Source organism: Brevibacterium oceani (assembly GCF_017948325.1).
GTDB classification, from domain to species: Bacteria; Actinomycetota; Actinomycetes; order Actinomycetales; family Brevibacteriaceae; genus Brevibacterium; species Brevibacterium oceani.
Map to the genome: position 1 here is coordinate 1,118,682 of NZ_CP072846.1, position 25,004 is coordinate 1,143,685.

Annotated in this window: 22 protein-coding genes; 10 read left to right on the plus strand and 12 right to left on the minus strand. The window is 66.7% G+C overall.

The genetic code is table 11. The features are described from left to right. The first annotated feature begins 18 nt into the window (after nt 1–18). Nucleotides 19–843, plus strand: a complete 825-nt coding sequence (locus tag J9314_RS04760; protein WP_210604781.1) for a bifunctional allantoicase/(S)-ureidoglycine aminohydrolase — start codon at nt 19–21, stop codon at nt 841–843. Nucleotides 844–983: 140 nt separating this feature from the next. On the opposite strand, the gene J9314_RS04765 is transcribed toward J9314_RS04760, so the two are convergent. After that, nucleotides 984–2,459 (minus strand): malate:quinone oxidoreductase, encoded by a 1,476-nt coding sequence (locus J9314_RS04765; RefSeq protein WP_181274577.1) that lies wholly within the window; start codon nt 2,457–2,459, stop codon nt 984–986. 214 nt (nt 2,460–2,673) lie between these two features. Here J9314_RS04765 and J9314_RS04770 point away from each other — a divergent pair, with 214 nt between their 5' ends. Then, nucleotides 2,674–3,741, plus strand: a complete 1,068-nt coding sequence (locus tag J9314_RS04770) for an aminotransferase class I/II-fold pyridoxal phosphate-dependent enzyme (RefSeq protein WP_210604782.1) — start codon at nt 2,674–2,676, stop codon at nt 3,739–3,741. Then, complete coding sequence (locus J9314_RS04775; RefSeq protein WP_210604783.1) at nt 3,738–5,162, plus strand: FAD-binding oxidoreductase; 1,425 nt, start codon at nt 3,738–3,740, stop codon at nt 5,160–5,162. The genes J9314_RS04770 and J9314_RS04775 overlap by 4 nt, the downstream gene beginning before the upstream one ends. Before the next feature lie 18 nt (nt 5,163–5,180). Here J9314_RS04775 and J9314_RS04780 read toward each other — a convergent pair whose 3' ends face one another. Next, a complete protein-coding gene (locus tag J9314_RS04780; protein ID WP_246490615.1) occupies nt 5,181–5,786 on the minus strand; it encodes a flavin reductase family protein in 606 nt (201 codons plus the stop codon). Nucleotides 5,787–5,931: 145 nt separating this feature from the next. Here J9314_RS04780 and J9314_RS04785 point away from each other — a divergent pair, with 145 nt between their 5' ends. Beyond that, nucleotides 5,932–6,939 (plus strand): isopenicillin N synthase family dioxygenase, encoded by a 1,008-nt coding sequence (locus J9314_RS04785; protein WP_210604784.1) that lies wholly within the window; start codon nt 5,932–5,934, stop codon nt 6,937–6,939. An 8-nt stretch (nt 6,940–6,947) separates the two neighbouring features. Here J9314_RS04785 and mmuM read toward each other — a convergent pair whose 3' ends face one another. Continuing rightward, nucleotides 6,948–7,904, minus strand: a complete 957-nt coding sequence (mmuM, locus tag J9314_RS04790; protein WP_210604785.1) for a homocysteine S-methyltransferase — start codon at nt 7,902–7,904, stop codon at nt 6,948–6,950. Nucleotides 7,905–7,925: 21 nt separating this feature from the next. Between mmuM and tgt the strand changes: the two genes are divergently transcribed. Continuing rightward, nucleotides 7,926–9,206: a tRNA guanosine(34) transglycosylase Tgt gene (gene tgt, locus J9314_RS04795; RefSeq protein WP_210604786.1), complete on the plus strand. Its 1,281-nt coding sequence runs from the start codon at nt 7,926–7,928 to the stop codon at nt 9,204–9,206. A 107-nt stretch (nt 9,207–9,313) separates the two neighbouring features. Here the strand turns inward: tgt and J9314_RS04800 are convergent, their stop codons facing one another. Both J9314_RS04800 and J9314_RS04805 read right to left on the minus strand, forming a co-directional pair. Continuing rightward, entirely contained in the window at nt 9,314–10,063 is a 750-nt protein-coding gene (locus tag J9314_RS04800) for a queuosine precursor transporter (RefSeq protein WP_425514174.1), read from the minus strand. Continuing rightward, entirely contained in the window at nt 10,044–12,659 is a 2,616-nt protein-coding gene (locus J9314_RS04805) for a M3 family metallopeptidase (protein ID WP_210604787.1), read from the minus strand. Before J9314_RS04805 ends, J9314_RS04800 begins: the two co-directional genes overlap by 20 nt. Nucleotides 12,660–12,753: 94 nt before the next feature. Between J9314_RS04805 and J9314_RS04810 the strand changes: the two genes are divergently transcribed. Next, complete coding sequence (locus J9314_RS04810) at nt 12,754–13,824, plus strand: AI-2E family transporter (RefSeq protein WP_210604788.1); 1,071 nt, start codon at nt 12,754–12,756, stop codon at nt 13,822–13,824. 7 nt (nt 13,825–13,831) lie between these two features. Here the strand turns inward: J9314_RS04810 and J9314_RS04815 are convergent, their stop codons facing one another. Then, the gene (locus J9314_RS04815; RefSeq protein ID WP_210604789.1) at nt 13,832–14,050 is read right to left on the minus strand and encodes a hypothetical protein; all 219 of its coding nucleotides are present in this window, start codon (nt 14,048–14,050) and stop codon (nt 13,832–13,834) included. 58 nt (nt 14,051–14,108) lie between these two features. Between J9314_RS04815 and J9314_RS04820 the strand changes: the two genes are divergently transcribed. From J9314_RS04820 to J9314_RS04835, 4 genes are all read left to right on the plus strand, one after another. After that, the gene (locus J9314_RS04820) at nt 14,109–14,579 is read left to right on the plus strand and encodes a GNAT family N-acetyltransferase (RefSeq protein ID WP_210604790.1); all 471 of its coding nucleotides are present in this window, start codon (nt 14,109–14,111) and stop codon (nt 14,577–14,579) included. A gap of 54 nt (nt 14,580–14,633) precedes the next feature. Beyond that, nucleotides 14,634–15,089: an SRPBCC family protein gene (locus J9314_RS04825; protein WP_210604791.1), complete on the plus strand. Its 456-nt coding sequence runs from the start codon at nt 14,634–14,636 to the stop codon at nt 15,087–15,089. Between the two features lie 180 nt (nt 15,090–15,269). Continuing rightward, nucleotides 15,270–16,793 carry an acetaldehyde dehydrogenase ExaC gene (gene exaC / locus J9314_RS04830; RefSeq protein WP_210604792.1) on the plus strand — a complete coding sequence of 508 codons (1,524 nt, stop codon included), beginning with the start codon at nt 15,270–15,272 and terminating at the stop codon, nt 16,791–16,793. Then, nucleotides 16,793–17,212, plus strand: a complete 420-nt coding sequence (locus tag J9314_RS04835; protein WP_210604793.1) for a DUF779 domain-containing protein — start codon at nt 16,793–16,795, stop codon at nt 17,210–17,212. The genes exaC and J9314_RS04835 overlap by 1 nt, the downstream gene beginning before the upstream one ends. A 38-nt stretch (nt 17,213–17,250) precedes the next feature. On the opposite strand, the gene J9314_RS04840 is transcribed toward J9314_RS04835, so the two are convergent. Genes J9314_RS04840 through J9314_RS04865 form a run of 6 tightly spaced genes read right to left on the minus strand, consistent with a single transcriptional unit; the run spans nt 17,251 to nt 24,951 of the window. Further along, the gene (locus tag J9314_RS04840) at nt 17,251–18,576 is read right to left on the minus strand and encodes an alkylhydroperoxidase domain protein (protein WP_210604794.1); all 1,326 of its coding nucleotides are present in this window, start codon (nt 18,574–18,576) and stop codon (nt 17,251–17,253) included. A gap of 1 nt (nt 18,577) precedes the next feature. Further along, nucleotides 18,578–19,651 carry a putative FMN-dependent luciferase-like monooxygenase gene (locus tag J9314_RS04845; RefSeq protein WP_210604795.1) on the minus strand — a complete coding sequence of 358 codons (1,074 nt, stop codon included), beginning with the start codon at nt 19,649–19,651 and terminating at the stop codon, nt 18,578–18,580. Nucleotides 19,652–19,656: 5 nt separating this feature from the next. Continuing rightward, a complete protein-coding gene (locus tag J9314_RS04850) occupies nt 19,657–21,354 on the minus strand; it encodes a dipeptide ABC transporter ATP-binding protein (protein ID WP_210604796.1) in 1,698 nt (565 codons plus the stop codon). Further along, nucleotides 21,351–22,217 (minus strand): ABC transporter permease, encoded by an 867-nt coding sequence (locus J9314_RS04855; RefSeq protein ID WP_210604797.1) that lies wholly within the window; start codon nt 22,215–22,217, stop codon nt 21,351–21,353. Before J9314_RS04855 ends, J9314_RS04850 begins: the two co-directional genes overlap by 4 nt. Beyond that, entirely contained in the window at nt 22,214–23,308 is a 1,095-nt protein-coding gene (locus J9314_RS04860; protein ID WP_210604798.1) for an ABC transporter permease, read from the minus strand. Before J9314_RS04860 ends, J9314_RS04855 begins: the two co-directional genes overlap by 4 nt. Then, nucleotides 23,305–24,951 carry a TIGR04028 family ABC transporter substrate-binding protein gene (locus J9314_RS04865; RefSeq protein ID WP_210605531.1) on the minus strand — a complete coding sequence of 549 codons (1,647 nt, stop codon included), beginning with the start codon at nt 24,949–24,951 and terminating at the stop codon, nt 23,305–23,307. The genes J9314_RS04860 and J9314_RS04865 overlap by 4 nt, the downstream gene beginning before the upstream one ends. Nucleotides 24,952–25,004 lie beyond the last annotated feature (53 nt).

Below are 25,004 nucleotides of genomic sequence, written 5' to 3' on the forward strand. Positions count from 1 at the left end.
ACGAAGGAGATCCCACCCATGACGACGACCGATCCCTACACCTACTGGGCCCCGACCGGCGGGCATCCGCCGCAGTCGGACCTGCTCACCGACCGGGCGCTGGTGACCGAGGCCTACACGGTCATCCCGCGCGGGGTGCTGCGCGACATCGTCACCTCGAACCTGCCCGAATGGACAGGAACCCGGTCCTGGGTGCTCAGCAAGCCCGTGGCCGGGGGAGCGGTGACGTTCTCCCAGACCATCCTCGAGGTCGCCCCCGGCGGCGGGTCGGACAAGCCCGAGCCGCAGCCCGAGGTCGAGGGATTCCTCTTCGTCATGGCCGGCACCCTCGAGGTCACCCATGAGGGCACCGCGCACGAACTCACCCCCGGCGGGTTCGCGTTCCTTCCTGCCGGTGAGGCGTGGAGTGCGAAATCCACCGGCACCGAGGCGGCCCGATTCCATTGGGTGCGCAAGCGCTACCAGCCGGTGGCGGGGCTGACGCCCGAGGCGAAGTTCGGCAACGAGACCGACGTCGACCCCTCGCCGATGCCCGGCACCGACGGACGCTGGCGGACCACTCGGCCGCTCGATCCGGAGAACCTGGCGTATGACATGCACGTCAATATCGTCACCTTCGAAGCCGGTGCGGTCATCCCGTTCGCGGAGACGCATGAGATGGAGCACGGGCTCTACGTGCTCGAAGGCAAGGCCGTCTACCGGCTCAACGGCGACTGGGTCGAGGTGCAGGAGGGCGACTTCATCTCGATGCGCGCCTTCTGCCCGCAGGCCTGCTATGCGGGTGGCCCCGGACGCTTCCGCTACCTGCTGTACAAGGACGTCAACCGTCAGGTCGAGCTCTGAGACGCTCGGGCTCTGAGACGCTCGGGCTCTGACCTTCTCGGACTCTGGGGCGACATGACAAGAACGGCGGACCATTCGGTCCGCCGTTCTTTGTTGTCACGCTCGCGGCGCGGTTGTCTCTGCGCTCGAGCGTGGCGGGCTCAGATGAGCTGCAGGGTCCGCGCGGTGTACTCGGAGAGTTCCTTGAGCAGCGTCTCGTCCTCGACGAGGTCGCGGCCGAGCGAGGGGATCATGTCCTTGACGTCGGACTCCCAGGACGCGTACTGGCGGGGGAAGCAGGTCTTGAGCAGGTTGACCATGATCGGCACGGCCGTCGACGCACCCGGTGAGGCGCCGAGCAGAGCCGCGATCGACCCGTCGGCCGAGGAGATGAGTTCTGTGCCGAACTGGAGGACGCCGCCCTTCTTCGGATCCTTCTTCATCACCTGCACACGCTGACCGGCCTGGATGAACTCCCAGTCGGAGGGGTCGATGTTCGGGATGAACTGGTGCATCGCCTCGAAGCGGGCCTTCTTCGTCGCCGCCAGCTCACCGAGCAGGTAGGTGACGAGGTCGGTGTTGTCCTTGGCGACGTTGAGCATCGTGGCGAGGTTGTTCCCGCGCACGGAGAACGGCAGGTCGGTGAAGCGGCCCTTCTTGAGGAACTTCGGCGAGAAGCCGGCGTAGGGGCCGAACATCAGGTAGTCCTTGCCGTCGACGACACGCGTGTCGAGGTGCGGCACCGACATCGGAGGGGCGCCCTGGGCGGCCTGGCCGTAGACCTTGGCCTGGTGGCCGGCGACGACATCGGGGTTCGAGGTGCGCAGGAAGATTCCGGACACGGGGAAGCCGCCGTAGCCGCGGCCTTCGGGGATCCCGGACTTCTGGAGCAGGGGCAGGGCCCCGCCGCCGGCGCCGACGAAGACGAACTTCGCGCCGATCCGGTGGGTCTCGTGCGAGAGCAGGTCCTTGACCGTCAGCGTCCATCCGTCGGAGGCGCGTTCGAGGTCGCTGACCTGGTGGCTGGTGCGCACGGTCGCGCCCTTGTCGGCGATGTAGCTGAGCAGCTGGTGAGACAGGGAACCGAAGTCGACGTCGGTGCCCAGCTCGGTCCGCGAGATGCCGTTGACCTGTCCGGGTCCGCGGCCTTCGAACATCAGCGGCAGCCATTCGGCCTGTGTCGCCGGGTCGTCGGAGTACTCCATCTGCGAGAACAGCGGGTTGCGCACCATCGTCTCGTAGCGGCGCTTGATGTAGTCGCGGCCCTTCTCGCCACGGCCGTAGCTGACGTGGGGGATCGGGTTGATGAACGACTTCGGATCGGTGAGCACGCCGGTGTCGACGAGGTGCGACCAGTACTGGCGCGAGTGGTGGAACTGCTGGTTGATCGTCGAGGCCTTCTTCAGGTCGATGTCACCGTTGGAGTCCTCGGGAGTGTAGTTGAGTTCGCAGAGTGCGGCGTGGCCGGTGCCCGCATTGTTCCAGGGGTCCGAACTCTCGGAGGCCACATAGTCGAGCTTCTCGTAGACACGGATGTCCCAGTCGGGCTGAAGTTCGGTCAACATGGCACCGAGGGTGGCGCTCATGATGCCGCCGCCGATCAAGACGACGTCGACCTTTTCCTGCGGTGAGGGCATTTGGACTCTCATTCCTCGTCACTGACTGCTTCTATTCGCTACTCAGACTACTCTTCGGCATCGGCTCACCTGTAACCCGGGCAGGGTGAACACCCGTGCGTGGGAGCATTCTCACAGCGGATGGGCGTCCGCCCCGCCCGCCCGTTTCCGACCGTTCGGTCACTTTCCGCGGACACTCTGTGTCGCCTGCCACAAGGTGTGCAAACATGGGCACATGTCCAATCGTTTCCTCCTCCGTGACGCACTGGCCGAGTTCCCTCCCTACGTTCCCGGCAAGCCTCCCGTCAGTTCCCCCGGCCTGACCCCGTACAAGCTGTCCTCGAACGAGAATCACCTGCCGCCGCTGCCGGGTGTCCTCGACGCGCTCACCGCCGCCGCGGCGGTTCCCGCGAACTATCCCGATCCGACCGCTGCCGCCCTCGTGGCCGACATCGCCGATCGTCTCGATGTCGATGCCGCCGAGGTGGTCCCCGGTGCGGGTGCCTCGGAGATCCTGTCCGCACTGACGAACATCACTCTCGAATCCGGCACCTCCGTGGTCTATCCGTGGCCGTCGTTCGAGATGTATCCGATCCTCGCTTCCGCCCGCGGGGCGGAGAAGCGACCCGTCGATCTCCTGCCCGACGGCCGTCACGATTTCGCCGGGCTGGCCGCCGCGATCGATGACACGACCCGGCTGGTGCTGCTGTGCTCGCCGAACAATCCGACCGGTCCGACGATCGCCGATGCCGAGCTCGAGGGGTTCCTCGCCGAGGTGCCCGGCAACGTCATCGTCGTCCTCGACGAGGCCTACCTCGAATTCGCCTCCGAGGCCGCCGACGGTCTGGCCGCGCGGAAGAAGCATGCGAACCTCGTGCTCGCCCGCACCTTCTCCAAGGCCTACGGGCTAGCAGGTCTGCGGGTGGGTTACGGCGTCGCCGATGTCGAGATCGCCACGGCCCTGCGTCAGGTCATCGCCCCCTTCTCCGTGACCGCGCCCGCGCAGGCCGCGGCTCGGGAGTCCCTGGCCCGGATCGACGAGGTGGCCGTGCGGGCCAAGGAGGTCGCCGCCGTGCGCGACCGGTTCGCTCATGATCTGCGGGAGCTCGGATTCGACGTGCCCGATGCGCAGGGCAACTATGTCTGGATCGCGCTTGACCCCGAAGCGGCTGTCGCCTTCGAGGGTGCCTGCACCCAGCAGGCCGTGGCGGTGCGCCGGCTGCAGGGCGGTGTGCGTGTGAGCATCGGACCTGACGAGGCTCTCGACCGCGTGCTCAAGGTCGCGGCTGCTGCCCGACCATGAGTGTGGACGCGCCTGAGACGGATGCGGCTGTGACGGACTCTCTGCTCGGCGAGCTCGCTGCCGAGCTCAGCGCAGAGGCGCTGGTCACCGACCGCGACGTCATCGACGCGTTCTCGTCGGACAAGGCCCTGTTCTGCCCCGCCGGGCAGGCCGCGGCTCTGGTTCGGGCCGGCAGTGTCGATGATGTGGCCGCGGTGATGCGGTTTGCCACGAAGCATCGGATCCCTGTGGTCACCCAAGGTGCACGGACCGGGCTGTCAGGGGCGGCGAACGCCGTGGACGGGGCGATCCTGCTCAATGTCGCCAAGCTCAACGCGATCATCGACATCGATGAGGTGAATCAGACGTGCCGGGTCCAGCCCGGAGTCATCAACCAGGACCTCAAGACGGCACTGGCCGGGCACGGCCTGTCGTATCCGCCGGATCCGGGGTCAGTGGCGATCTCGACGATCGGCGGCAACGTCGCAACGAATGCCGGGGGCATGTGCTGTGTGAAGTACGGGGTGACGAAGGACTATGTGCGGGGCATGACCGTCGTCCTTCCCGACGGGACAGTGACGAAGCTCGGCCGGCAGACGGCCAAGGGTGTGGCCGGACTCGATCTGGCAGGTCTGTTCGTCGGGTCCGAGGGAACTCTGGGTGTCATCGTGGAGGTCACGTTGGGGCTGAAGTCGCTGCTGGCGGCCCCGGTGACCGGTGTCGCGGTGTTTTCGGACATGGAATCGGCCGGGCGCACGGTCACGGAGTTCATGTCCTCGGGGGCGGCGCCCTCGTTGTTGGAGCTCATGGATGGGGCGACGGTGGGAATGATCAACGCGTATGGGGACTTCGGTCTGCCCGACGAGGTCGGGGCGCTGTTGCTGGTGCAATCGGACGGGCCCGGTCAGGCCGGTGTTGCCGAACTCGAGTCGTTCCAGGCGATCGCCGAAGCTCAGGGCGCGGCCGAGGTGTTCTTCTCCGACGATCCGGCGGATTCGGAGATGTTCGTTGCCGCCCGACGGGCGGTGTCACCGGCGATGGAGCAGTACGTCGCCGGTCTCGGTGGGGGAGAGCTCATCGATGATGTGTGCGTTCCGCGCTCCCGCCTCGGCGAGTTCTTCGCTCGATTGGCCGACATCGCCGCCGCGCACACCGTGGAAGTGGCCACTGCCGGTCATGCCGGGGATGGGAACATGCATCCGAGTGTGCTCTTCGACGCTTCGGATGAGGCGAGTGTCGCCGAGGCGAAGGTGACGTTCGCGGAGATCATGCAGTTGGGTCTCGACCTGGGCGGGACGATCACCGGTGAGCACGGGGTCGGGTATCTGAAGAAGGACTGGCTGGGCCGTGAGCTCGATGCCGGGGCTCAGGCGCTGCAGGCGTCGATCAAATCAGCGGTCGATCCCTTGGGGATCCTCAACCCCGGCAAGATGCTCGGCTGAGATCTCGGGCGACCGAAATCAGCCCGGTCGGCGCATGTCGAAGCGCTGATCCGAGCTGATCCCGAAGTATGCGGTCGGTCCTCCGCCGCGCAGCACCGGCTCGGCGGCGACTGTGTCGACGATCCCGTCGACGAGGAGGGATTCGTCGAGATGGACACCGACCACTTCGCCCACGGTGAACCACGAGCCGGAGTTCTCACCCTCCGAGGTGCGGAGGTCGATGATCTGGGTGACTCGGCATTCGAAGGTCGCCGGTGATGCTGCCACGCGGGGCGCAGAGATCTCCACGGACTCGGCCGCCTCTAACTCTGCGGCGGAGAACTCGTCGACTTCCGCGGTGGTCGAGGAGGCGTTCATCGCCTCGGCGAGGGTGCGAGTGACGAGGTTCCAGGTGAACTCTCCGGTCTCCCGGCAGTTGGCGACGGTGTCCTTCCAGGAGTTGCTGGAGAAGCCCACGAGCGGTGGAGAGTAGTTCAGCGCATTGAAGAACGAGTAGGGGGCGAGATTGCGGCGGCCCTCGGAATCGACTGTGCCGATCCAGCCGATGGGCCGCGGCGCGACGATGGCGTTGAAGGGGTCATGCGGCAGGCGGTGGCCCTCGGACGGGCGATAGAAATGGGTCACCCGGTCATTCAAGCAGGTGTGCCGGGAGAGTGCACTGTGCAGGACAGTGTCTGGCGGGTTGCGTTCGTGACAGGACGATGACGGAGTGTGGCATTCCGTGACATCGCTCACACGGTGATCGTCCGATGCGGCCTACCGTGAGGACATGACTCTCACCCAGCTGCCCATCCTCGACCTCGGCCGGGCCGACGATCCTGCGACTGCCGAAGACTTCCGTGCCGAACTGCGTCGCGTCACGCACGAGATCGGCTTCTTCTACCTCGTCGGACACGGCATCCCCGACAGCGAGTTCTCCCGCATCATCGACGTCGCCCAGCGCTTCTTCGCCCTGCCCGAGGCCGACAAACTCGCGATCGAGAACACGAACTCCCCGCACTTCCGCGGCTACACCCGCACCGGCGGCGAACGCACGCAGGGCCGAGTGGATTGGCGGGAGCAGATCGACATCGGCCCCGAACGCGCACCCGTGGCCGAACCCGTCCACGACTTCGACCACCTCACCGGCCCCAACCAGTACCCGGAAGGTCTGCCCGAACTGCGGGAGGCCACAGAATCCTGGCACGCACGACTGAGCGAGGTCGGCGACCGGCTGCTGAGCGAATGGGCACTCAGCCTCGGGCAGTCCGGCGACCACTTCGCGTCCGCGTTCGCCGAGGACCCCGCCTCGTTCATCAAGATCGTCCGCTATCCCGAAGCCGAATCCGAATCCGTCACTCAGGGTGTGGGCGAGCACCGCGACGGCGGCACCCTCACCCTGCTCTACCCGCAGCCGGGGACGACCGGCCTGCAGGTGCGCACCGATGACGGCTGGATCGACGCCGCCCCGATCGAGAACGCCTTCGTCGTCAACATCGGCAAACTCCTCGAGGTCGCCACGAACGGCTACCTCAAGGCCACCGTCCACCGCGTCCTGCCGACGGGCCCCGGCGAGGACCGCATCTCGATCCCGTTCTTCTACAATCCTGCCCTCGACGCCCGCCTGCCCGAGGTCTTACTGCCCGCCGAGCTCGCCGCCGAAGCCCGCGGGGTCACTCAGGACGAACGCGACGCCCTCCACGCCGTCTACGGTGAGAACGCGTTCGCCTCCCGGCTGCGCTCGCACCCGAACGTCGCCGAGAAGTACTATCCGGACCTCATCGGCGCCGAGGTCTGAGCCACACGTCAGCGACGAGTCCGCTCCGACAGCACCGCGATATCGTCGGGGCGCACCCGGCAGCAGCCGCCGATGATCCGCGCACCGAGGCGGGTCCACGTCTCCACCGGCCACGACCCGACCCCGGCTTCCGCACCGGTGTCCCGCCATTCCATGGTGTCCGCGTCGTAGGTCTCACCCGAGTTCGGGTAGGCGATGAGCGGCAGGTCGGTGTGCCTGGACAGCTCCTCGAGGGCCGGGGTGACGAGGGAGGGCCGGACACAGTTGACCCCGACCGCCTGCACCGTCGCCGAGGTGGACGCCACCTCGGCGAGTTCGGCCAGGGAGCTGCAGTCGGGCAGAGTGACCGTCGTGTCAGTGCCCTCGCGTAGGGTCACACTTATCCACGCAGGCAGACCGACCTCCTCGGCGAGGAGGAGGACCGCGTGGATCTCGTCGAGACGCGGCTGGGTCTCGACGGCGAGCAGATCCGCTCCCGCCTCGGCGAGGGCGGCGATGCGGGGTCGCTGGAAGGCGGTGTACTCCTCGGACGTCAATCGATAGTCACCGGTGTACTCCTCGCCTCCGCCCAGGGCGGCACCGTACGGGCCGACGGAGCCCGCGACGAGGACGCGACCATCGCCGGCGCCAGGACCGGTGCCGGACGACGGGGCAGTCGCCGCGGCGGAGCGGGCGATCTCCACGCTGCGGGTGATGACCTCGCGTCCCTCGGCGGGGGACAGGCCGGCTCGTGCGAACCCGAGCGGGGTCGCCTGATAGCTCGCGGTCGTCAGGATCCGGGCACCGGCGGTGATGAACTCCGCGTGGACTTCGGCCAGCGTCTCTGCGTCTTCGCGGATGAGGTCGGCCGACCACAGCCCGTGGTCGAGGTCGACGCCGCGGGTCTCGAGCGCTGTGCCCAGCCCGCCGTCGAGGACGAGGGGATGGGCCGCCTCGGCGGAGGCGAGCATCTGCGTGAACGTCATAGTCCCAGTTAAGCTTGACCGGTGAGCTCAACCGAATCCCCCGCATCATCTGAGACGTCGACCCCTGCGCCGACGGGCGACGCCATCAACGACCGAACACAGTTCGGCTTCGAGGTCGGCACCCGCCTGGACACGGGCGGACGCACCGGCGTCATCCACACCCCGCACGGGGACATCCAGACCCCTGCGTTCATTCCTGTCGGCACGAAAGCCACGGTCAAGGCCGTCCGCCCCGACGAGGTCGCCGCACTCGGCGGACAGGCCGTGCTCGCCAACGCCTACCACCTCTACCTGCAGCCCGGATCGGACCTCATCGACGAGGCCGGCGGACTCGGTGCCTTCATGAACTGGCCCGGCCCCACGTTCACCGACTCGGGCGGCTTCCAGGTGATGAGCCTCGGCTCCGGGTTCAAGAAGGTCATCTCGATGGAGTCGACGGGCGAGCAGAACGACGAACTCGTCGCCGTCGGCAAGGAACGGCTGTCGAACGTCGACGACGACGGGGTGACGTTCAAGTCCCACCTCGACGGATCGATGCACCGGTTCACCCCGGAGATCTCGATGCGCGTCCAGCACGAACTCGGCGCCGACATCATGTTCGCCTTCGACGAGCTCACCACGCTGGTCAACACCCGCGGCTACCAGGAGGAATCGGTTGAGCGGACTCGACTGTGGGCGATCCGCTGCATCGAAGAGCACTTCCGCCTCACCGAGGCCCGCTCCCACCGGCCCTATCAGGCGCTCTTCGGTGTCCTCCAGGGTGCGCAGTACGAGGACCTGAGGCGCACGGCCGCCCGTGACCTCGGCGCCATGGACTTCGACGGGTACGGCATCGGCGGCGCGCTGGAGAAGGAGAACCTCGGCATCATCATCCGCTGGGTGTGCGAAGAGCTGCCCGAGGACAAGCCGCGGCACCTCCTCGGCATCTCCGAACCCGACGACCTCTTCGAGGCGATCAAGACCGGTGCCGACACCTTCGACTGCGTCTCACCCTCCCGCGTGGCCCGCAACGCCGCGATCTACACCCGCGACGGCCGGTACAACCTCACGGGAGCGAAGTACCGCCGCGACTTCGGCCCACTCGACCCGGACTGCGACTGCTACACGTGCCAGAACTACTCACGGGCCTACCTGCGGCACCTGTACAAGGCCAAGGAGATGCTCTTCTCGACCCTGTGCACGATCCACAACGAACACTTCGTCGTTTCAATGGTCGCCGAGATCCGGCAGGCCATGATCGACGGTCGCTTCTCCGAACTCGAGGTCGAGGTGCTCGGCCGCTACTACGCCAAACAGCGCTAGCCCAGCTGCGGTGTGCCGCCGCAGCCAGCGCTTCAGGTCACGCGAAACTCGAAAGACCCGCCGCCGGCGACGACTTTTTCGACATTCGCGTGACCTGAGTGGCGGGCTCAGCGAGCGTAGCTCGGTTCGTGGCGTTTGACGATCGTGATCACCCGGTAGGTCACGGGCATGAGGATGACCTCGACGGCGACCTTGTAGACGAAGCCGACGACGATGTAGTTGAGGAAGTCGAGTCCCGGAATGACCCCGGCGAAGGCGATGATGCAGAAGAGCAGGGTGTCGACGAATTCGCCGACGCCGGTCGAGGTGAGCAGCCGGACCCACAGCTTCGATTCGCCCATCCGCTTCTTCACGGCCACGAGCACCCACGAGTTGAGCAGCTGGCCGACGAAGTACCCGGCCAGTGAGGCCGCGACGATGCGCGGATAGAAGCCGAGGACCGCGGCGAAGGCGTCCTGGTTCTCATACCCGGGTCCCGGAGGGGAGATGAGCACGAGCCAGAAGACGAAGGTCGCGAGTATCTGCAGGCCGAACCCGGTGATCACGGCCTTGCGGGCGGCCTTGAAGCCGTACACCTCGCTGATCACGTCGCCGAGGATGTAGGCGATGGGGAAGAGGAACGCACCGCCGTCGGTGACGACGGGTCCGAAGCCGATGACCTTCGTGGCCGAGATGTTCGAGATGATGAGCACCGCGCAGAACACGGCGAGGAAGACCGCATAGTAACGGCCTCGCGAGGACGCGAAGGCAGCCAGTCGGGTTGCGGTGTTCGAGGGCGCCGAATCGCTGGTGCGATCCGGCTGTCCAGACTCGCTTTCCGGTCGTCCGGGATCGCTGTCAGGTGTCGTCGCGGGCAACGGTGATCTCCTTGCCGTTTGTGATCGTCAGCAGCTGCTCGTAGCTCAGCGGCATCATCGAGTTCGGGGTGCCGGCCGCGGCCCACATGACCGGGTGGCTCTTCAGCGCGACATCGACGTAGGTGGGGATCGGCACCGGGTGCCCGCACGGGGCGACTCCGCCGATGACCTGGCCGGTGGCCTCGCGGACGAGGTCTTTGTCGGCCCGGTCGAGGCCGTCGATGCCCAGCTGGTCGGCGACATAGTCGGTGTCGACGCGGTGGGCTCCCGAGGTCATGATGAGCACGGGGTCGCCGCCGGAGGAGAAGATGAGGCTGTTGGCGATGGCGCCGACGTCGACTCCGATCTTCTCCGCCGCTGCGGCCGCGGTCGGGGTGGCCTCGGCGAACACGCGGACCTCCGGGTCGATTCCGTGCTCCCGCAGCTGCTCTTCGACCTTCGCATGGTTGGGGTGCTGAGCGGGTGCCTCATCGCTCGCCGAGGCGGCCGTCGGGTCCGCCTCGACTGCGGACTTTTCGTCGTCGGCGGTGGGCTCATCGTCGATGCCGGGATCCTCGGTCACCGGTTCGGCGAGTCCGCGGCGACGCAGCAGGGGTGCGACATCGGGGCTGGTGCCGAAGAAGCGTTCGATCGCCGACATCGGGTCGAGCGAGTAGCCGGGGGCGAGGATGGCTTCGCGGAAGGCGTCTCCGGCCTCCCGGTTGAGTCCGCCCTGGGCGTCGAACCATTCGCTCACCCAGGCGGCGATGACCTCGGAGTAGAGGTAGGAATAGTAGCCGGCGGCATAGCCGGAGGCGAAGATGTGCCCGAAGTAGGTCGACCGGTAGCGCGGCGGGACGAGCGGTGAGAAGCCGGCGGCGGCGAGGACCTCGGATTCGAAGGACAGCACGTCGGTGATGTGCTCCCCGGCCTCGAGCGAATGCCAGGACAGGTCGAGCATTGCCGCGGCGAGGTATTCGATGGTGTCGAAGCCCTGCCCGAACTTCTCGCTGGCGATGAGGGCGTCGACGAGTTCGGTCGGCATCGGCTCACCCGTGTCGACGTGTTTGGCGAAGTGGGGGAGGACCTGCGGGTGGAAGCGCCACATCTCGTTGAGCTGGGAGGGGAATTCGACGTAGTCGCGGGGAACCGCTGTGCCCGCGGTCGACGGGTACGTCGAGTTCGCGAACAGGCCGTGCAGCACGTGTCCGAATTCGTGGAACAGGGTCGTCAGTTCGGTCGGGTTGAGCAGAGTCGGCCGTCCGGATCCGGGCTTGGCGAGGTTGAGTGAGAGCGTGACGACCGGGTGCAGGCCGGTCAGTCGTGAGGCCGGGACGAGCTGGTCCATCCAGGCCCCGCCGCGTTTCGTATCCCGGGCGTAGGGGTCGATGAGGACGAGGCCCAGGGGGCGTTCGGTGACGTCGGTGACCTCAAATGCGCGCACGTCCTCATGCCAGGCGGTGACGCCGTCATAGGGGGCGAAGGTGATGCCGTAGAGTCCGGTGGCTGCGCGGAAGACGCCCTCGGTCAGGACGGTGTCGAACTCGAAGTACTGGGCCACCTCGTCGGGGTCGATCCCGAATTCGTCGGCCCGGTACTTCGCGAGATAGTGCTTGACGTCCTCGGCAGCGACATCGTCGAGCCCGTAGCGGTCCCGGACCAGGCCGAGTTCTTCGTCGAGCTGAGCCTTGGCGGGGTTGATCAGGGAGGACACGATGTCGGCGGCGGCGTCGGGGTTGCCGGCGGTCTGGTTGTCGATGGCGTAGGAGGAGAAGGAGGGATAACCGAGCAGGTTCGCCTGCAGGGCCCGCAGCGCCGTGGTGTCGGCGACCTGGGTGCGGGTGTCGCCGTCGCCGCCGCGGGATCCGCGGGCCATCGAATTATTCAGCACATGTCGGCGGGTCTGCGCGGTGTCGAGGGACTCGAGCACGAGCTGCTGGGTGAAGTTGTTCAGCGACAGCAGGTACCCGTCGATGCCGCGTTCGCTCGCCCGGTTCTGCGCGGCGGCGATCTGATCGTCGTTCATTCCGGCCAGGGACTCGGCATCGCCGAGGTGGACGGCCAGTTCCCGGGTATCGAGCTGCAGGGCGCGGGAGAAGGAGTTCTCCAGCGTCGTCAGCTCGGCCGCGATCGTGGCCATCTGCTCCCGCTCCTCCTCGCCGAGGCGGGCTCCCGCGCGGACGAAGAGTTCGATCGTGAGCTCCTGCTGGCGCTTGTCCTCGGGGTTGAGGTCGGTGACGGAGACCTGCTCGATGCGGTGGAAGAGGTCGACGTCGAGGAGGATCTCGGTGCGGGTCGCGGACAGGACCTCCCACACCTCGGCGATGGCGTCGGTGAGTTCCGGGCGCAGATGGTTCGACTCGATGGCTGCGGCCACGGAGGCGATGCGGGTCATCGGCACGGACGCCGATTCGAACCTGACGGTGGTGGTGAAGAACGTCGACTCAGCGTCGTCGGCGACGATTCCGGCCACCTCGGCGCGGGCGTAATCGGTGGCCGTGCGCACCGCGGTCAGCAGGGATTCGGGGGTCACCGCGGAGAAGTCGGGCAGGGAATAGTCGCCCTGCGGGTCGAGGAACGCCTCCCAGACATCGATGTCGTTCGGTTCTGCGTTCATTCTCGACGTACCACTTTCTTCATGATTGGGATCTCCCACCGATCCTAACGTGAGTCGGCCGACCCGCGCATGATCGCTGATTACACTGGAGTGCATGGGCACTGGGCAGGGCAAGTCCCTCACACTCAACAGCGCATTCAGGGTCGGGTTCACCGGCACGCTGGGTGTGGGGCTGGCGATCGCACTGATGACGGCGCTGCAGTCCGTGGCGACGGTGCTCATCTACATCGGGTTGGCACTGTTCCTCGCTCTCGGTCTCGACCCGATCGTGCGGTGGCTGGTCGCACGGAGGATCCCGCGGTCGGTGGCGGTGATCCTCGTGGTCCTCGCGTTCATCCTCATCGTCGCGGGTGCCGGGCTGCTCATCGCGCCGGCGGTGATCATCCAGATCCAGACGTTCATCGGCGACCTGCCCGAGATCGTGGCGAACCTGGCGACGACCGGATGGGTGATGGAGCTCGAACGCCAGTTCACCGGCGCCATCGACGTCGATGAGATCTTCGCGAACATCGGCGAATGGGTCTCGGATCCGAAGAACGTGCTCTCGCTCGGCGGGGGAGTCGTGTCCATCGGGGCGGGGATCCTGAGCTTCCTCACCGGCGTCATCATCGTCGTCATCCTCACCATCTACTTCGCCGTGACCATGCCGACGATCAAATCCGCGATGTTCTCCCTGGTCGCGGCCTCGTCGCGGCCGACGGTCGAATCCGTCACCGAGGAGGTCACCCGATCCATCGGACGCTACGTCCTCGGTCAGCTGTCCTTGGGCATCGTCAACGGCGTGTGCTCGGCGATCTTCCTCAGCATCATCGGTGCACCCCTGCCGGCGCTGCTGGCGTTCATCGCCTTTCTCGCCTCGCTCATCCCGCTCATCGGCCCGATCACCGGCGCGGTCATCATCACCGCTTCGTGCCTCATGGTCTCCCCGGGCCTGGGCATCGCCGCCGGCATCTACTACCTCGTGTACATGCAGGTCGAGGCGTACCTGCTCAGCCCGCGCATCATGAAGGCCGCGGTCGATGTGCCCGGTGCCCTGGTGATCATCGCCGCGATCGCCGGCGGCACCTTGGGTGGGGTGCTTGGTGCCGTGGTCGCGGTGCCGGTGGCCGCCTCGGTGATGATCATCATCCGCAAGGTCGTCGTGCCCGCGCAGGCGAAGAGGTAGGGGTCGTTCAGCTCCGGTCGGGGTCGTCGTCGATGCGGGTGACGATGACGTGGATGATGAGCTTCGCGAGGTAGTAGGCGCCGAAATACCCGACCCCTGCTGCGACCACAGTGACGAGCAGGTTGCTCTCCCCGGTTCCGGCCATCGCCAGCCCCGCGAAGATCGCCGCAGAGATCGCCGCAAGATAAGGGATCAACCGCAGTACGGGTGTGTCGGTCTCGCTCATGGTGGCGAGTCTAGCAATGGGGTATCGGCGGACTGGTACGGAGTCTATGGTGGAGATCATGACCGAGGCTGACTGGGTGGCCAACCGCGACGAGGCGGTACCCGAGGATGTGGAACGGCTGCTCGCCACCGTGCCCGAATGGTTCGGTCGTCCCGAATCCAATGCCGAGTACATTGACGACGCTCGGACCGTGGAGACGTGGACGGTGCGTGACGATGACGGTCGCGTCGTCGGAGTCACTCTTGTGGTTCATCATTTCCCACAGACGAGCGAAATCCACTTCACGGTCGTCGACTGCAGCGCGCACGGTCAGGGCGTCGGTTCGGAGATGATCCGCGCGATCGTCGATGATCTGCGCCGTCGCGGAGTCGACATGCTGATGGTGAAGACTCTCGGAGCCTCGAGCCCTGATCCGAATTACGCGCGCACTCGGAACTTCTACGAGACGATGGGATTCATTCCGCTCGAGGAGACCGACCTGTGGGGTGCCGATACCCCCTGCCTCATCATGGCCAAACCTTTGACATGAAACTTCCGCCATGTGGGGGTTGTGGGCCGCGAGTCGACATCGCAGGCTGAGTCCATGATCGACGGTAGCTGGGCGATTGAGCGATCGGTGCTGATCAATGCACCGGTCGCCGAGGTGTGGCCTCATATCCGGGAAGCGAGACTGCTGAGCCGGTGGTGGTGTCCGCCGCCGACTGTCCAGATCACCTTCGATCCCCATCCCGGTGCCGTCTACTCGGAGCGGTACGACGATGGAACTCACTCGTATGCGATCGACGGTGACATTCTCGAGTTCGACCCTCCTCGGCGATTGACGATCCGGCGGACGACAAACGGTCGGTTCGGTGACAGCGACCAGGTCAGCATCAACCTCGGCGAACGAGACTCACGGACCCTCATCCGTCTGCGCCATTCGTTCCCGGATCTCCCTGCTCGTCGGCGAGGCGAAGCCTATGACTTCTACGCCGATGGATGGGACTTCAGCCTCAGCCTGCTCAGCGCCGAGGTAACACGCTCGCTTCGAAACCAATGACCGACCCGAACGGGACCGGCGAACTTGGTGACGAAGCGATGACAACTATTGTCCGCAACGACACTCCGGCCTATGGTGAGAGGACACGGACTCATCCGCTTCGCGCCGATGTCAGAGACCCGGCGCAGCGTGCGAAACCGCACGTGAGACGGAGTGGATGGACTCACACGAAGGAGTGTCATGGCAGTCTACTCAGCACCCGGTACCGACGGTTCGCTCGTCACGTTCAAGCCCCGCTACGAGAACTTTATCGGCGGGGAGTGGGTGCCTCCGAAAGACGGCAACTACTTCGAGAACATCACTCCCGTGACCGGGCAGGTCTTCACCGAGATCCCCAGCTCTACAGCCGACGATGTCGAAACCGCCCTCGACGCCGCCTGGGCCGCCGCGCCGACTTGGGGGAAGACGTCGGCAACGGAACGCGCGAACATTCTGCTCAAGATCGCCGACCGCATCGAATCCAACCTCGAGATGCTCGCCGTCGCCGAGACCTGGGACAACGGCAAGGGCATCCGCGAACCCCTGGCTGCCGACCTGCCGCTGGCCGTCGATCACTTCCGCTACTTCGCCTCCGCGATCCGGGCGCAGGAAGGCGGCATCTCGCAGATCGACGACGACACCGTCGCCTACCACTTCCACGAACCCCTCGGCGTCGTCGGACAGATCATTCCCTGGAACTTCCCCCTGCTCATGGCCACGTGGAAACTCGCCCCGGCGCTCGCCGCCGGCAACTGCGTCGTCCTCAAACCCGCCGAACAGACCCCGGCATCGATCCTCGTCCTCGCCGAACTCATCGGCGACCTGCTGCCGCCCGGAGTCCTCAACATCATCAACGGCTTCGGCGTCGAAGCGGGCAAACCGCTGGCCTCGAACAAGCGCATCCGCAAGATCGCGTTCACCGGTGAGACCACGACCGGGCGCCTGATCATGCAGTACGCCTCGCAGAACATCATCCCCGTGACCCTCGAACTCGGCGGCAAGTCACCGAACATCTTCTTCGACGACGTCCTCGCCGCCGACGACAGCTACCGCGACAAAGCACTCGAAGGCTTCGCGATGTTCGCCCTCAACCAGGGTGAGGTCTGCACCTGCCCGTCCCGTGCACTCGTCCAGGAATCGATCTTCGATGACTTCGTCGCCGCCGGCATCGAACGCGTCCGCGCCGTCAAACAGGGCAACCCGCTCGACACCGACACCCAGGTCGGTGCGCAGGCCTCGAACGACCAGTACGAGAAGATCATGTCCTACCTCAAGATCGGCAAGGACGAAGGCGCCGAAGTGCTCATCGGCGGCGACAAAGCCGAACTCGACGGCGACCTCGCCGGCGGATATTACATCCAGCCCACGATCTTCAAGGGCACGAACACGATGCGCATCTTCCAAGAGGAGATCTTCGGACCCGTCGTCGCACTCACCTCGTTCACCGACTACGACGATGCGATCTCCACGGCCAACGACACCCTCTACGGCCTCGGCGCCGGAGTCTGGGCCCGCAACGGCAACACCGCCTACCGCGCCGGCCGCGACATCCAAGCCGGTCGCGTCTGGGTGAACAACTACCACGCCTACCCCGCACACGCGGCGTTCGGCGGCTACAAGTCCTCGGGCATCGGACGGGAGAACCACCTGATGATGCTCGACCACTACCAGCAGACGAAGAACCTGCTGGTCAGCTACTCCGAAAATGCACAAGGATTCTTCTGATGAGCGATACCACCGAAACAGCCGCACTCGAGTCGACCCCGACGATCGAGGGCGAAGAGAAATCGCGGGTGGCGATGACTCAGGCCACCGTCGACCTGCTGACCAACCTCGTCGACAAGCACGGACAGCTGATGTTCCACCAGTCCGGCGGCTGCTGTGACGGGTCGTCGCCGATGTGCTTCCCCGAGGGCGACTTCCTCACCTCGGAGGCCGATGTTCTGCTGGGCCACTTCGAACTGCCCATCGACGACACCGAGAAGGCCGGTCTGGACTTCTGGATGTCGACCGAGCAGTTCGAGTACTGGAAGCACACGCATCTGACCATCGATGTGGTGCCCGGACGCGGCAGCGGCTTCAGCGTCGAATCGCCGACGGGCAACCGCTTCATCATCCGCTCAGCACTCATGGACGTCGCCTGAAACGAGGCACGTCCGTGGGACCGCCGGCGCCGGGGAAGTCACTTCCCCGGCGCCAGCTGTTCCGGTTCCCCGAGCGAGAGCATCAGCCGGTTCGCCCAGTTGAAGAACGCCGCACAGTTGAGAGCATCGACGATATCGCCGTCCTCGAGACCGGCCTCCCGCAGTGAGCTCACATGCGCGGGTCCGAACGCGTGCGGAGTCAGCGTCAGCGCGACCGAGGCCTCGACGACGGCATCCCACACAGGATCGCCGAGGCGACCGGCGACTCCCTCATCGAGGAGGACCTGCACGGTGTCGCGCCGACCCGATTCTTCCGTGGCCCGATCCGAGTGGATCGAGGCGCAGAACAGGCACCCGTTGAGCCGTGAGGCCGCCGTCGCCGCGAGTTCGCGTTCGGCCCGTCCGAGACCGTCGGTGGTGTTGAAGAAGATGTCGAGATCCGTCAGCGTCCGCGCCCGCAGGGCCGCCGGATCCCGGGCCAGCAGCCGGAAGTACGGGTTCTTCGCCCGCCCCGCCTCGATGAACGCCTCCCGCTGAACTTCCGTGAGATCCGCCTCGGCGTCCGGGGCGATCCACGGCACCCACCCGAGCCCGGACTGCTGGAAGAGTTCGGGGCGCTTGAGTTCGGGGTATGTGTTCACCCGATCCCCGACAGCGGTCAGGGCGTCGGCTTCCCGCGCCGAGGCGGCCGCACCGTCCGTGCCCCCATCGTCGGGTTCCCGTGGCGGGGAGTCCGGGACCGGGGCACCGGTCGCCGTCGGCGCGTGGGCGAGTGCCGCCAGTCCGGTGCTGATGCGGATCTGGAAGTTGAGGAAGGACACGAGCTGGGCGAGGGTGACGATGCCGTCCTCGTCCCATCCGGCCTCGAGCAGCAGGGCGAGGTGCGCCGGCCGCGAATCCCGCGGATGGAGCGCGAGGAGATGAGCGAACTCGAGTCCCGCGATGAGCCGGGCCCCCAACGTCTCTTGTGACTGTGCGTCGGCGGTGAACCACGGACCGGGCACATTCTCCGCCGACAGCGCCGCGGATTCGAAGATCCCATAGGGTCCGCGCACCTCGGCACGCGAATCGAGCGCGAGCACCGCCTCGTCGAGGAGTTCCGCGACCGACCAAGAGGCGGCCTCATCCTCATCCCGGAGCAGATCACGGTAGAACTCCTCGGCGCTGTCCGAACCGAGCAGCCCGGCGGTGAACGCGGCCACCGCATAACGCTCCCGGTAGGACACACCCCGCGGATCCTCGGGTTCGAGAAGAGCTTCGAAGCTCAGCTGGGCATTCTCCTTGGCCTGCGCGCGGTGATCGCGGAGCTGATCGAGGGGATCTCCCGCCGTGATCCCGGCCAGGGCATTGATGATGTCAGGCATCTCAGACCACCCGCTCCGCGTCCACACTCAGACCGAGTGCGGGGGCGACCTCGGTGGCCAGCAGTTCGATCGAACGCAGGGCGGTCTCGTTCGTCGCGGGCACCGAATGGACCTGGAAGCTGACATCGGTGACGCGGTCGAGGACGCGATCACCTGACAGTCGGTCGATGACCTGTTCGGGGGTGCCGAGATATGTGTCGGTGGCGATGAGGAGTTCGTCGAGGCTCAGCCCCGAGGTGTCATAGCCGACGAGACGGTCGGCCTCGGCACGCAGAGCTGGTTCGGTGATCTCACGCAGTCTGGGCAGATCCTCAGCATCGGCGACCACCGCGGTGCGGGAGGCGAGGATCCGCGGTGTGGTGCCCGCGGGCAGCTGGGAGAGGTAGGTGTCGATGACGGGCAGCTGCACCTCGTCGAGGCTGGCACCCGTGTTCTCTTCCGGCCTGGGCTGGGTGCGCGAGAGCATGAGCCCGTCGCCTGCGGCGCCGGCCGCTCCGGCCCCACGTGAGGAGAACGTCGCCTGCCACAGCCGGTCGGCCAGGCCCGTCGCCGCGGCGGTGCCATCGCCGGGGGCGGAGTCCGGTCCGGGGTAGAGGAGATGCTCGGTCGGCAGCTCCTGACCTGACAGGAGGGTGCGCAGAGTGTCGAGATTGTCGGCGAAGACCTCGCGGCGGTCCTCGAAGGCCGTGCCGAACGCGGGGAACGACTTCGGGTTCCCGCCCGAACCGAGACCGATCTCGAGGCGACCATCGGAGAGGATATCGGTGACCGCGGCATCCTCGGCCACGCGCACCGCGTTCTCCATCGGCAGGGTGATGATCGCCGTGCCCAATCGGATCCGGGAGGTGCGGGCAGCGGCATGGGAGAGGAAGACCAAGGGTGAGGGCAGGCCGCCCTCGGCCGCAGAGAAGTGGTGCTGGGCGATCCACGCGGAATGGAAGCCGACGCGTTCGGCCGCCTCGATCTGTTCGAGGGCGAAGCGGTAGCGCTGGGCAGCCGATGCGTCCTCGAGCAGGCGGGTGAAGAACCCGAGCTTCGGTCCGGTCGTTCTCTGGTCGCTGGTGGAGCCTGTCATGTGTCTCAGCTTTCTGCTGCTGTGGTCAGCAGTGTCGGGGATGAGGGTCGCGAACCGGTCTCTTGTGCGCCGGCCGAGAGCGCGACCGGGGTCGGTATCGCATCGAGGAGGGCACGCGTGTACTCGGTGGCGGGGTGAGCGAAGATCTGCTCGGTCCCACCGGACTCGACGAGGTGTCCGCGCGACATCACGGACACCGTATCAGCGATCTGCCGGACCACGGCGAGATCGTGGGTGATGAACACATACGTCAGGTCGGACTCCCGCTGGAGCTGGTCCAGGAGGGTGAGGATCTGTGCCTGCACCGTGACGTCGAGGGCCGACACCGCCTCGTCGAAGACGACGAGTTCGGGTTCGACGATGAGGGCACGGGCGATCGCCACCCGCTGCAGCTGTCCGCCGGAGAGTTCGGCCGGTCGCCGCTCGAGGAAGTCCTGCGGCAGCGCCACCCGGTCCATGATCTCGGCGACGAGGCGGGGCCTGCTCGAGCGGTCGCCGATGCGGAAGTTGCGCAGCGGTTCGGTCAGGGTCGAGCGGATCGAATGCTTCGGGTCGAGCGCCGAGAACGGGTTCTGGTGCACGAGCTGGACGGTGCGGCGGAACTGACGCAGCCGCGCCCGCTCCCGTCCCGAGCGACCGAAGTCGGCGGCATCGACGTCGCCGATGCGCAGCTGACCCGACTGGGGGCTGAGGAAACCGGCCAGCGCCTTCCCCGTCGTCGTCTTGCCCGACCCCGATTCGCCGACGATGCCGTGCGTGGTGCCGCGGTCGACGGTGAAGGAGACGTCCTCGACGCCGATGACCTGGTCGCCGGTGCGGTCGAAGACCTGGGTGAGCGAGTCGACGGACACGAACGGGCGCACGGAAGTGTCGGCCGCCTCGGCGAGGGTCTGCCTGCGCACCTTCGTCCGCAGCGCCGGAGCGTCGGCGAGCAGCCGCGAGGTGTACTCGGTCTCCGGGTGGGAGAAGATGCGGTCGGCCCGTCCCGATTCGACGACGCGGCCTGCCTGCATGACCAGCAGTTCGTCGGCGCGTTCGCCGGCGACGGCGAGATCGTGGGTGATGAAGAGGATGCCCATCCCGGTCTCCGCGCGCAGTTCGTCGAGGAGGTCGAGCACCTGCTTCTGCACGGTCACATCGAGGGCCGAGGTCGGTTCGTCGGCGATGAGCAGGCGCGGGCGCAGCGCGATGGCGGCGGCGATGAGCACACGTTGGCGCATGCCTCCGGCGAGTTCGTGCGGGAACTGGTCGGCCCGCTTCTCCGCCTGGTCGATGCCGACCCGTTCGAGCAGTTCGATGACCTGCCTGCGCGCCTCGGCCCGCCCGGCCCGGCGGTGGATGCGCAGCGCTTCGGCCACGGACTTCCCGACGGTCTGCAGCGGATTGAGCGAGGCTCCCGGGTCCTGCGGGGCGTACCCGATCTGGGCTCCGCGGACCCCGCGCCAGCCGGCGACGCCGAGGCGCGAGAGGTCGACATCGCCGAGGTGGATCCGCCCGGCCGTGACCTGCGCGGAGGAGGGGAGGAGGCCGATGACGGCGTTGGCCGTCGTCGACTTCCCCGACCCGGATTCGCCGACCACGGCGGTCATCGAACCGGGACGGACCACGAGATCGAGCTCGCTCACGGCCGGAGTCGAGGGGCCGCCTCGGCGGGAGTAGTCGACGGTGAGCCCGTCGATGCGCAGCAGCGGGGACTCGGTCATGATGTCACCTTTCGCAGGGTGTTGCCGATCTGGTGGGTGGCGAGCACGATCGCCATGACCACGATGCCGGGGAACACGGTCAGCCACCATGCGGTGGCGACGAAGTTGCGGCCCTCGGCGATGATGAGGCCCCATTCGGGGGTCGGCGGCGGGGTGCCGTAGCCGAGGAACCCGAGCGTGGAGATCTGGAGGATCGCGGACCCGATCTGCAGCACCGCCAGTGAGAGCACGGGCGAGATCGAGTTCGGGAGGATGTGGCGGACGAGCACGGAGCCGAACGTGCCTCCGGAACCGTAGGCCGCGGCCACGAAGTCGCTCGTGTTGATCTGTACGGCCTGCGAGCGGGCGAGGCGGGCGAACTGGGCGATGGCTGTGACGCCGACGGCGATGGCCGCGTTGATCGTGCCGAAGCCGAGGACGACGACGATCGAGAGGCTGAGCAGGATCGCGGGGATCGAGAGGAGCACATCGATGAGCCGCATGAGCACATCGTCGAGCCACCCCTTCCGGGTGCCGGCGATGAGCCCGATCGCGGTGCCGACGACGAGCCCGACCCCGACGGCCACGAGCGCAGCCAACAGTGATTGGGAGGCGCCGTAGACGACTCGGGTGAACGCATCACGGCCGGTCTGATCGGTGCCGAACCAGTGCTCGAGGCTCGGCGACAGCAGGGCCGGGGTGTCCCCGCCGTCGTTCGGATCGAAATGTGTGAAGAGGCCGGGGAACAGGGCCCATGCGACGGCGATGAGCAGGATCAGGGCGGAGACGACGGTGGCCGGGGTGATCGCGGAGTCGCTCAGCCTGGGTCGCCGGCCCTGTGGGCGTGGGCTCCGGGAGCGGGAGAAGACGTCGGTCAGTCTCATGATTCGCGGCCCTTCGCTTCGGTGTCCCCAGGCGTCTGGGCCCAGTCGAGGTCGACCCCGACGCTGGCCGCGGATGCCGTCAGCGCCCGCCGGGTGGCCTCGTCGTGGGTGCGCAGGGCCTTGTTCGCCGAGGCGGCGCTGCGTTTCGTCCGCAGACGGACGTCGATGACGGGGTAGAGGAGGTCGACGACGAGGTTGATGATGACGTAGCCGAAGGTCGCGATCACGACGACGGCGAGCAGGGTCGGATTGTCCCGGTGCGTCACGGCCTGAGCGGTGATGAGGCCGATGCCGTTGCGGCCGAATACGGTCTCGGTGACCACGGCGCCGGCGACGAGTTCGCCGAACACCAATCCGATGATCGTCAGTCCCGGCAGCACCGCGTTGCGGGCGACGGTGTGGACGAGCAGCCACGCCTGGGAGGCGCCCTTCGCGGCGGTGACCTTGACGAACCCGGACGCCTGCACCTCGGTGATCGAGCGGATGAGGACCTGCGCGATCGGGGCCGAGAGCGGCACCGCCACGGTCAGTGTCGGCAGGACGAGCGCCTCGGCGGGGCCGGGATCGACGACGGAGACGAATCCGAGCTGGAAGGAGAAGACCTGGATGAGGAGGATCCCGAGCCAGAACACGGGGATCGAGATGAACAGGCTCGGCACCGAATCGAGGATCCGGCGGATCCATGACAGCGGACCGGCGGCCGGGCCGGAGGTGGCGAGGACGGCGATGATGACGGCGAGCACGACGGCGGTGACGAATCCCGAGGCCGCGAGCACCGCGGTTGAGGGCAGGGCCGCGGCGATGATCGTCGACACGGCGGCACCGGTCTGCACCGAGTACCCGAAGTCTCCGGTGAGGAAGCCTGAGAGGCTGAGGAGGTAGCGGGTGATCCACGAGTCGTCGGCGCCGGTCGCCTCCCGGATCTGCGCGATCTGGTCGGGGGAGAGGCCCAGCGCGGGATCGGCGAAGCGGGCGGTGACGCCGTCTCCGGGAATGAGGCTGAGCAGGATGAACGCCGCAGTGAAAGCCAGGAGCAGCACGAGGATCGCCTGGCCGAGGCGGAGGGCGAGGTAGCGGATGTCGAGGATCATTTCTCTCCTGCCAGCCAGGTGCTGTAGAAGTCGGGACGACCGACGGGTTCGGTGGTGAAGCCGTGGACGCGGCGGCGGAAGGCGAAGACCTGCGGCTCTTCGAAGAACGGCAGCACGTAGGCCTGGTCGACGAGGTAGTCCTGGACTCTCTCCGCGGCTGTCTGGCGCTTCTTCGCATCGGGTTCGGCCGCGAGGGTGTCGAGGAGTTCGTCGACCTTCGGATCGACGGAGTCGTCGTCGGCATCGGTGCGGTCGGGGCCGTTGAGGAAGACGTCGCGGTTGACCGAGGAGTAGTTCGAGCGCAGATTGTCGAAATCGGCGCGGGCGACCATCGAATGGTAGATCTGCACGGTGTCGAGTTCGAGGGCGTCGAGCGTCTGCTTCGACTGGTCGCCGGGGTTGATCGACAGGCGCACGCCGACGCGGCGCAGCTGCTGCTGGATGAGGGTCTGGACCTCGTTCGAGCGGGGCTGGGGGAGGGCGATGTTGACGGTCAGGGAGAGCTGCTGCCCGTCCTTGACGCGATAGCCCGCCGAGTTGCGTTCCGACCAGCCCGCCTTGTCGAGGAGTCGGTTCGCGGTCGCCGGATCATAGACCCACGAACCCGACTGATCCTTGTACCCCATCGCCCCCTTGGCGAGCAGGCCCGTGGCCAGCGGATAGTTCGGGGTAAAGAGCTTGTCGACGATCTCCTGCCGGTCGACGGCGGCGATGAGCGCCCGGCGGACGTCGAGGTCGGCCAGCAGATCGTGGCGGAACCGGAAGTTGATGCTGTTGTTGATCCCGTTCGTCGCCTTCGCGTAGAGGCGCAGACCCTGTTCGGTCACGCGGGATTCGTCGGGGGCCTGGACGTCGCGGACACCGTCGGCCTGGCCTGAGAGCACGGCTCCGATGCGCACCGAGTATTCGTTGTTCGTCAGATAGTCGATGCCGTCGAGGTGGGCCCGGCCCTGATGCTTCAGGTGCGGGGGAGCCCAGTCGTAGTCCTCGCGGGCGCGGACCGAGAGCTTCGTGCCGATGGTCTCGTCCGTGATGTGGAAGGGCCCGCAGGTGTGGATCTGCTTTGCTCCGCCGGGACCGAAGCCCTCGGCATCGAGGTCGAGGGTCGAATCGGAGAGGAGACCGGCGTTCATCGTCGAGGTCGCCTGCGCGAACCCGGGGGAGGGTGCGGAGAAGTGAAAGCGCACACGGCGGTCATCGAGGACTTCGCTGCGCTCGTAGTTCGAGATCTGCTCGGACACCGGCAGGGTGCGGGCTTCGTCGCCCTTGCCGTATAGGTCGAAGTTCTTCGCCACGTTCGCAGGCGTCAACGGGGTCCCGTCGGAGTAGGTGACTCCGTGACGGAGGGTGAACGTGTAGCTCGTGGCATCGGCGTTGGTCTCGGGCAGCTCGGTCGCCAGCCATGGATGAAGCTCCAGGGTCTTCGGGTCCTGCCACAGCAGACGGGCGGAGATGTTGTTCATGATCCCGCCGTTGGGGTAGAAGCCGACCGACGGCGGGTAGAGCAGAGTCCAGGTCTGCGGTTCGAAGTACGTGAGCACTCCACCCTGTTCCGGGCTGCCGTCGGCCAGGGGAGCGGTGTCCGTGGGAGTGCAGGCACTGAAGAGAGCGATCGATCCGATCCCGAGTCCGAGGCCGAGCATGCCACGGCGAGTCGTGGTCGTATGGTTCAACAATCTGCTCCGTTCGTGCGCAT